A 7,777-nucleotide genomic window follows, 5' to 3' on the forward strand; every position below is an offset into this window, starting at 1 on the left:
TTGCCCCCTCCGTATTACCGCGGCTGCTGGCACGGAGTTAGCCGGGGCTTCCTCTGGGGGTACCGTCATTCGCATAAAGCGAATTCTTCCCCCCTGACAGGGTTTTACGACCCGAAGGCCGCCATCACCCACGCGGTGTCGCTGGGTCACCCTTTCGGGCATTGCCCAAGATTCCCCACTGCTGCCTCCCGTAGGAGTGGGAACCGTATCTCAATTTCCCTGTGGCTGGCCGTCCTCTCAGACCAGCTACCCGTCTTAGCCTTGGTGAGCCATTACCTCACCAACTACCTGATAGGACTCAGGCCCATCCCCGGGTGTTTTGTTTTTTAAACAAAACTTTTCTTTTCAGGAATTTCACCTGAAAAGGTTATCCGGTATTAGCCCGCCTTTCGGCAGGTTATCCCGGTCCCGAGGGTAGGTTACCCAAGTGTTACTCACCCGTCCGCCGCTTTCCCCCGCTTTGGTCAGATTACTCCAACCTCAGCGAGTTCGTCGCCCGACTTGCATGTGTTAGGCACACCGCCAGCGTTAACCCTGAGCCAGGATTAAACCCTCTGGAAATTTTCCGGATACCCCAAATTTTCAAAGAACGTTATTTTAAAGCATATATATTATACCTATCTCTTTAAAACCTGTCAAGAGATATTACTCAGCAGCAGGTGTTTCTGTTGGTGCTTCACCCTCTGGTGCTGGTGGTACTGCTGGAGCTCCTGTTTCTGGTGCTGTAGGAGCAGGTGTTCTCTTTGGCATTGTCTGTTTAATTATTAAAAACAAAGCCACCAGAATTATTATTATCAGTATCACCACTGCTGCTGGATTTTGTTTTTTTTCTGCCATTTCTTCTCACCTCCTTTCCCGCAAATTTCTATTTTTTTAATAAAGTTTCAACAACTTTTTTTATCAAATTTAACTAAATTGTTTCTATTAAGTTTATAATTATACCTTTTTTTTAAAAACTGTCAAGTCAAATCAAAATTTGTTAAAATGTAAAATATTCTTTAAACTTCTTTTAGGAACATGCATAATACCCTTTTCATCTTTCCAGTATTTTACAGAACCATTAAATTCTTCAATATAACTTTCTTCATCAGGATATCCTAAAGCAATAATTGTGTCAATTTCATAATTTTCAGGAATCTGTAAAATTTCTCTTAATTTTTCTCTGTTAACAGAACCAATCCAGCATGTACCAATTCCTTCATAAGTTGCAGAAAGTAAAATATTTTCAACTGCAGCACCAGCATCATGTTTTGGAGTAGGAGATTTTATACTATTATTTATTAAAACAACAATATATGCAACAGGCCTTTTTCCCTCAGGTGGAGGACCATCTTTACCAAGATATCCAGCCCATCCAGTTAAAGGAAAAATTTTATCAACAATATTTTTATCGTTTACAATTATATATTCCAGTGGTTGCATATTCGCTCCACTTGGTGCAATACGAGCCATATCAACAAATTTTTCAAGAAGGTCAACTGAAATTTCTTTCTGTTTAAATCTTCTTATAGTCCTTCTTTTTTTAATAATTTCATATATATCCATTTTTTTTAATTATAGCACATTTTTAAAAAACATAAAGCAAATTTTAAATCGGGGCGTCCGGATTGTTTCTCCTTTTCCTTCATTCCTACTGTTTTTCTATGTTCATTTTTATCCCTCAAGTTTTTTTCCATTGCCTTAGTTATACCGAAACCATCCGTCTCAAAGAAGATTGCTAATCGGGGCGTCCGGATTTGAACCGGAGACCCCCAGAACCCCATTCTGGTGCCCTAAACCGGACTGGGCCACGCCCCGTTAAAAACAGTTTTCTCTTTTACTTCTTAAATAATTCATACAGAATTCGTCTTTACCTGTTAACATTTCACTTACACATATTGCTTCTCTTATATCAGGTATTGTCGGGTCAACTATTGCAGAGTCAAGACCTTCATAAATACATAAAGCAAGAAAATATTTATTAACAAGTTTTCTATCAGGAAGTCCAAAAGAAACATTTGAAAGACCACAGGTGGTTTTTACATTAAATTTTTTTACTTCTTTTAATGCTTTTAAAAAAATAAGTCCATTTTCATAATTTACACTGACAGGTTCAACCAGACAATCAACAAATATGTTTTCATTTTTAACATCGATTCCATTCAATATCCCTATTAAATTTTCTGCTATCTCTATTCTTTTTTTATAATCAGATGGTATTCCTTTATCATCCATTGTTAAACATATAATTTTACTTTCAGGATATTTTTTAATTACCGGTAGCATTTTCTCTATTTTTTCTTTTTCTCCATTTATTGAATTTATCATTTTATCAGGTGTTTTAATAAGAGACAAACCAAAATCAATCACATCAGGGTCAGAACTATCAATACAGACAGGAAAATTTCCCACTTCATACAAACATTCAATTAACCATTTTATATCTTCTTTTTCTCTTTCTTTACCTTTTCCAATTCCAGCATTTAAATCAATATAATTAGAACCACAATTAATCTGCTTTTTAATCTCTTTTTTTATAAACAACTTATCTTTTTTTTCAATTGCCTCCTTTATATTTTTTCTTGTACCATTTATCCTTTCACCAATTATTATCATTTTTTCTCCTTTTTGTTTTTGAGTATTTTTATTGTAATATAATTGTATGAAAATATCAAAAGAAAAATTTGAGGAAATAGTTTATCAGAAATTTATGAAAATACCAAAAGAAATAAGAGATAAAATTGAAAATGTTGCAATTATAATTGAAGACAGTCCTCAACCCAATTTTTTCGGTTTATATCACGGAGTCCCTTTCCCAAAAAGAAAAACTCCTGCTTATTCTCTTGTACTTCCTGATAGAATAATCATCTATAAGGAAAGTATTGAAAAGTACTGCAGAACAGAAGAAGAAATTGAAAAAATGATTGAAAAAGTCCTTTTACATGAGATTGGACATTATCTCGGTCTTGATGAAAACTCATTGAAAAAACTTGACCTTTAATTTCAATTACCACCAGTTTGGAAATCTTTTTGGATATTTATATCTTTCAGGAAGTGTAAAATTTCCTTTAAAACTGAATAATTCTGCATTTTTAAGATAAAATTTCAATCTCACATCTCCTCCAAATCTTAATAATTGTGTTTTAAATCTAACAGGTGCAAGAATATGGTCTCCTGAAACAGGTATACAATTTTCTTTTTCACATCCTGGAAGAACTTTATTATCCTCAAGTATTTCAACTCTTACTTCTCCTTTTGGTGCCTTTAAGTTTAAAAATATCTCAGGTATCCCTGATATATGAAGAGGGCAGGTAACAATATATCCCTCTCCTTCTGCTGTCCATGATACAAAACCATCTTTTCTTATCACTCCTGTCCCTATACCTCCTGTACTTCCAATCCAGTGTTCTCCTTTTTTCCCTCCATACCAGAATCTTAAATTTCCTCCTTCTTTTACAGGAGAAATAGTCATAAGTGTCATACCTGAATCCCATTGGTCTTTTTCACCTCTTGGAATAAAAGGTTTTCTGTCTCCTACTCTATCCCAATTAAGTAAATCTCTGCTGAACACAAGTTGAACTTCACAAGGTCCTTTTGATAAAGAAGGGTCAACATCAAAAATCTGCAAAAATCCAATATATCCATGTCCATAAGGAAGAATAAACATTTTGTAAAACTCCCTATTTTCAGGGTCTTTATCATCTGCCTCAAGAACTGTTATCATAGGAGTCCAGTGTATTAAATCCTTACTTTTACTTATCGCTATATGTCTTTTTCTTTTCATCCCAAATCTTCTATAAACATTATATTGTTGATAAGACCTTGTTGTAATAATATAAACTTCTTCTACAGGGTCCCACATCAAACAGTGTGCATCTCCATCATAGGGCAAAACTGGTGGAAAGTGAAAATCCCAGTTTATCCCATCTTTACTGAAAGCAACTGTGATACCCTGAAAATAAAGATTATCATCAAATCTTGAAAAATTACTGCATATAAGTTCTGCATCTATATTTTTTAAATAATTCGGGACAACACATCCAAAATCAATACTTAAAGCAGGATATTCTGGAAATTTTAAAATATTATTTTCAAAACTTCCATCAAACAATACCTGATTTAATTCAGGTTTTATCCAGTTTATTCCATCTTCACTCTGAGCAAGACAGAGATAAGAACCAAATCTTCCAAAGGCCTGATAAAAGCACCAGTAAATTTTTTTCTCATTATCATATACCATACTTGAATAAAAAGGGTCGTAAATATAACCAGCATCAAAATTAGAGAGATAACTTTCCCATAATTTTTCTGTTTTAATTACTGGATTTTTTTCATATTTCTCAAGGGAATAAAAAATTTTTTTTACACCTGATGATTCTTCAACAAGTTTTTCATCTATAAAAACAAAATTGTTCCAGTCGGCAAAATTCATCTGAAAAAATCTTCTTTCCATTTTTTTTTCCTTTCAATCAGAAATTTCAAACTGAAAATCCTTGCAAATTCCAGAAATAACCTCTTTAACTCTCAATATATATTCCCCTTCTTTTTCATTTAAAGCAAAAATTACACTTCCTTTTGCTTTCCCTTTTTCTCCTTTTAAATTTTCTGTATAATAATTTATTTCATTTCCATCAGGAGAAATAATACTTACATTGAAAATATGTGTCTCTGGAGATTGCGGTTCTGTTTGTAATTCTATTTCATAATTCAATATTTCCCCTTTTTTAACTTTCTTGATTGAATTTATCTTCAAATCATTTATTTTATAAGGTAAAAATCCAAAGATCAGTACATCCTCCGGTAGAACTTTTATATTTAGTGAATCACTGAATCCTATGTACTCTCCTTTTCTTATATTATAAATATGAAATTTCTGAGGCAGTGTTAATTTACATTCTCTTACTTCTTCTCCTTCTCTCCACGGTGAAAGAATTCCAAGGTATGTATGAGAACCAAGTTTATATCTATAAGGAGTAAAACCGATTTCTGTATTATCCGGCTCATAATTTATTTTTCTCTGAATCCCCGCAATTTCCCCAATCACTTTATTGAGAATATTCCTTATCCCTTGCATATTTTCATCAGGATAATTTATCAAACTTAAATTTAATAAAATCCCTTTCCCTTTACCAAAATTGTTAACTATAAAAACAGGTATATTTTCTACATTTTCTTTCGCTTTACCATTTGTCAAAATAATAGAAGAATCAAGATGGATTGATGGTAAACTGCAAGCTAATTCTCCATACTTCAATTCAAAATTTTCAATTTTTTTCACTTCAAATTCAATATTCTGTTTTATTCCAAAAATATTATCAAGAACACCTCCATTTTGATAAAAATTTCCGTTTTCATCACAAACTCCTGGTCTTATATCAGCAATAACAATTCCTCCATTATTAACAAAAGAAATAATCTCTTTTGCCTGTTTTTGTGAAATTGATTGAGCATAAGGAAGAATTAAAACTTTAAATTTCTCTTTATTTAAAATTCCATCCTCAAGTTGTTTATATGAAATTATTCTAAATTGATAGCCACTTGATTCAAAATATCTCACAAAAAAGTTCAAATTTTCACATATTGGAGGCAATTGCGGAGTTAAGGCAGAAGCATGAACACTTGTATTTGAATAAAGTATAGCTATCCCATCATCCTCTCTTTTTGAACTTATAAATAACTTGCCTATACCTTTTTTTAATTCAGGTATTTGACTTATATATGGTCTGAAGTATTCATAAAATGATAAATCAGGAGAGACAACTGATTGTTCCCTTGGAGGACCGTGCCATATCCATAAACTATTGGCACCAAAGAAAAGAACTCTCCATGGGTCTATTTTTCTATTTTTTATACCTGCTCCATAAGAACCCTGCCATCCAAGTCCAAGTAAACTCCCCTCCTTTGCAAAATCCTTAAATGCATATCTTATAAATGGATGACTGTAAGGATTATTCAATGTCATAATTTGTGAAAGTTTGTAATAGTCCTCTGCTGTAAAACTGTTTGTAAAAACATATCCTCTCTGACTTCCTTCGTATCCAACCTTTGCATTAGGAATAATCCTTGTAATTATTTCCTTTGCATATTCAAAAATACCTGTCCATGTATCCTCCATAAAAATCCTATAATTTATCCATAATGGTCTCAATTTTGGATTTTCAATTGCTTCTTGATATGTAACTGGCTTAATTTCATCAAATGATGTATAATCTGTTTTCCATTCCTGATTCAATCTCTTTATATTTCCATATTTATCTTCCAGATACTCATGAAATTTTGAAACACATCTATCACACCAACAGAGTTCATATTTATCATATGGTGGCCTCCAACTTGCAAAATGACATTCATCTCCACATGAAAATTCATATGTTGAAAAATGTAATTCATTTTCAATCTTCTTTTTTAAATCTTCCTCTACTTTTGATAAATAATCAAGATCATTCAAACAGGGTTGTCTTACATGGTCTTCTGGTTTTCTATCCATAGTTCCCCATGGGTCTGTCTTCATATCAACAAACCTTATAGGATTTGAAACATACCAAAGATTCTCTAAAATTGCAACAGGCCCCATCCCTGTGTAATATCTTGAATCAAATCCTGCCTCATAAATATTTCTACAATACCATCTTTCAGTGTAAGCACCAGTAAAAGGTGGAAACCATAAAATTGTCCTAAAATCATCCTTTGGTCTTAAATCTGATACAGAGAAAAACTTTAAACTTCTATCAACAATATTATTATCGCTTAAAAGTTCAAATTTTAACCACTGTAGAATTGTAAGATAGGCCTTTGGAGGAGTAATTTTAAAACTTACTTTTTTTTCATTTATTTTTTCTCCTTTAAAATCAAAAATCTCTGTCTTCTCCAATCTTCCAAAATTATCAATCAAACTTATTTTCAACTTTAAATTATCCTTTCCATCTTTACTGAATATATTTACCTCTCCTGTTATTTCTTCATTTCTTTTATAACTTTTATTTAATATTACCTCTCCTATATAATCGTTTGAATTAACTTCTATAAAAGAAGAGCCAAAATTAACAATCCCCCCTTTTTCTTTTACCCATATATCCGCAAAATAATTACCCTTTGGAATCTTATTTTTTATTTCAAACTTAACCTCATTTTCACCTTTTGACAGATTTATATCTTTTTTATCTTTTAAAATTACCTCATTATCTTCATTCCTCAAAACAAGCTCACATGTAACTTTTTTCGTTTCATTTGATTTCAGAACAAACTTAATATCTGAAATAGAATTTATATCTGCATTTATGTAATCTGCCCCATTTATTTCAATTTCAGGACTTTTAACATATGAAATAATTAATTGAATTGGATAAGCAAGAAGATAATCATACTCAATATATTTTGTTTCAAAAGGACTCCTTATACTTGCTGGTGTTAAATTTTGAAAATGAGGGACTGAATATCCTTTAAGAAGTAAAATTTTTCCATTCCCATATGAATAAACTTCAAGAGTTGAATTTATAAACTCTTCAAAGTCCTTGTATTTTTTAAACTGTGGAAGTCCTTTATAAGGATATAAAAATTTTCTATCAAAATTTATCTTATTTTCTGTTGCTTTTTTTAAGTCATCTAACTTAATATCCTCTGCAAGTTTACATCCATACCAGTCACCAAAATAAGCAAGAAGTATTGTCCCCTCATCTTTTACCTTATTTAATATCATATCCCTAAATTTCTGAGGAAAAACACTCCATCTTACCCTTCCAAGAACTATAACATCATATTTACTTTTTAAATTTTCTTCAAGGTACTTCTGAAATTCTTC

The 7,777-nt window shown here is 32.0% G+C and carries 6 protein-coding genes, 1 tRNA gene and 1 rRNA gene; 1 reads left to right on the forward strand and 7 read right to left on the reverse strand.

Annotated features, from left to right (window positions below):
- The 5 genes from PKV21_07920 to PKV21_07940 all read right to left on the reverse strand — a co-directional run.
- Positions 1 to 561, reverse strand: a 16S ribosomal RNA gene (locus tag PKV21_07920); the annotation flags it as partial.
- Between the two features lie 84 nt (positions 562 to 645).
- Positions 646 to 837: a hypothetical protein gene (locus PKV21_07925; GenBank protein HOM27416.1), complete on the reverse strand. Its 192-nt coding sequence runs from the start codon at positions 835 to 837 to the stop codon at positions 646 to 648.
- A 132-nt stretch (positions 838 to 969) separates the two neighbouring features.
- On the reverse strand, positions 970 to 1,545 hold the full coding sequence (locus PKV21_07930; protein HOM27417.1) for a nitroreductase family protein: 576 nt from the start codon (positions 1,543 to 1,545) through the stop codon (positions 970 to 972).
- A 176-nt stretch (positions 1,546 to 1,721) separates the two neighbouring features.
- Positions 1,722 to 1,797: transfer RNA gene (locus PKV21_07935), tRNA-Pro, on the reverse strand.
- Positions 1,798 to 2,595 carry a dihydropteroate synthase gene (locus PKV21_07940; protein HOM27418.1) on the reverse strand — a complete coding sequence of 266 codons (798 nt, stop codon included), beginning with the start codon at positions 2,593 to 2,595 and terminating at the stop codon, positions 1,798 to 1,800. It lies immediately after the preceding tRNA gene.
- 46 nt (positions 2,596 to 2,641) lie between these two features.
- On the opposite strand from PKV21_07940, the gene PKV21_07945 reads away from it, so the two are divergent.
- Positions 2,642 to 2,980 (forward strand): metallopeptidase family protein, encoded by a 339-nt coding sequence (locus PKV21_07945; protein ID HOM27419.1) that lies wholly within the window; start codon positions 2,642 to 2,644, stop codon positions 2,978 to 2,980.
- 6 nt (positions 2,981 to 2,986) lie between these two features.
- Here the strand turns inward: PKV21_07945 and PKV21_07950 are convergent, their stop codons facing one another.
- Both PKV21_07950 and PKV21_07955 read right to left on the reverse strand, forming a co-directional pair.
- Positions 2,987 to 4,432 carry a hypothetical protein gene (locus tag PKV21_07950; protein HOM27420.1) on the reverse strand — a complete coding sequence of 482 codons (1,446 nt, stop codon included), beginning with the start codon at positions 4,430 to 4,432 and terminating at the stop codon, positions 2,987 to 2,989.
- 12 nt (positions 4,433 to 4,444) lie between these two features.
- On the reverse strand, positions 4,445 to 7,777 hold a 3,333-nt coding region (locus tag PKV21_07955; GenBank protein HOM27421.1), incomplete at its 5' end, for a beta-galactosidase.

The sequence above is a fragment of the bacterium genome (assembly GCA_035371905.1).
In the GTDB taxonomy this organism is placed as follows: domain Bacteria; phylum Ratteibacteria; class UBA8468; order B48-G9; family JAFGKM01; genus JAMWDI01.

Bases quoted from the DNA above. Each gene is read 5' to 3' on its own strand.
- PKV21_07940 (HOM27418.1), bottom strand. From the start codon at position 2,595: ATGATAATAATTGGTGAAAGGATAAATGGTACAAGAAAAAATATAAAG.
- PKV21_07945 (HOM27419.1), top strand. From the start codon at position 2,642: ATGAAAATATCAAAAGAAAAATTTGAGGAAATAGTTTATCAGAAATTT.
- PKV21_07925 (HOM27416.1), bottom strand. From the start codon at position 837: ATGGCAGAAAAAAAACAAAATCCAGCAGCAGTGGTGATACTGATAATA.
- PKV21_07930 (HOM27417.1), bottom strand. From the start codon at position 1,545: ATGGATATATATGAAATTATTAAAAAAAGAAGGACTATAAGAAGATTT.
- PKV21_07950 (HOM27420.1), bottom strand. From the start codon at position 4,432: ATGGAAAGAAGATTTTTTCAGATGAATTTTGCCGACTGGAACAATTTT.